This is a genomic window from Comamonas guangdongensis, from assembly GCF_041079535.1.
Classification (GTDB): Bacteria; Pseudomonadota; Gammaproteobacteria; order Burkholderiales; family Burkholderiaceae_C; genus Comamonas; species Comamonas guangdongensis.
In genome coordinates this window covers 1-771 of sequence record NZ_JBFYGN010000074.1, presented here as the reverse complement: position 1 = coordinate 771, position 771 = coordinate 1, and the positions used below count along the sequence as shown (strand labels likewise).

Here is a 771-nt window from a genome sequence, read left to right as displayed (position 1 = left end):
ATCTTTCTCAAGAGCAAGAACACCTGGCAATTGCATTACGCAAGCAAGGGCATCTGTCGCTGGACGATCTCATGGGGCAGCTCCTGGAGACGGCACCCAAGCTCAGCCGCAGCGCCTTGCATCGTTGCCTGCAGCGTCACGGCATCAGCCGACAGCCCGCAACGCAAGTGCCGCGAAGGCACGGAAAGTTTGAAGAAACGACGCTGGGCTTCGTGCACATCGACAGTGCCGAAATGAAGATCTCCAGCGGCAGACAGCACATGTTTGTTGCCATAGACCGCGTCACAAAGTTCACGCATGTTGCGTTCTTTGACAGGGCCACGAAAGCCAACGCAGCGCAGTTCCTTCGGCAGGTGCTCGTGGTCTTCCCGTACCGCATACATACCGTTCTGACGGACAACGGCATGGCCTTCACAGGGCAAGAACGCTTCAGAGGCGGCGTCACCGACACATGCATCGGTCACATCTTCGAGCGCATCTGCAAGTTCAATGGAATCGAGAAACGACATACCAAGCCGTACCACCCTTGGACTAACGGCATGGTCGAGCGCATGAACCGGACCATCAAGGAATCCACGATCAAGGCGTATGAGTATGAGGGCCTGGAGCAGCTACGCAAGCATGTCCAGGCATTTGTTCAAAGCTACAACTTCGGCAAGCACTTGAAAGCGCTCAGGTGGAAGACACCATTCCGTGCGATGTGCGAGGCGTGGGAAAAAGATCCAAGTCGCTTTAGACTTCATCCGCACCATCTCACTGTGGGACTGAACA

The 771-nt window shown here is 55.5% G+C and carries 1 protein-coding gene; it reads left to right on the top strand.

Annotation, left to right across the window (positions count from 1 at the left end; genetic code table 11):
• Positions 1-771, top strand: a 771-nt coding sequence (locus AB6724_RS21815; protein ID WP_369340626.1) for an integrase core domain-containing protein, incomplete at both ends; no start/stop codon positions are given.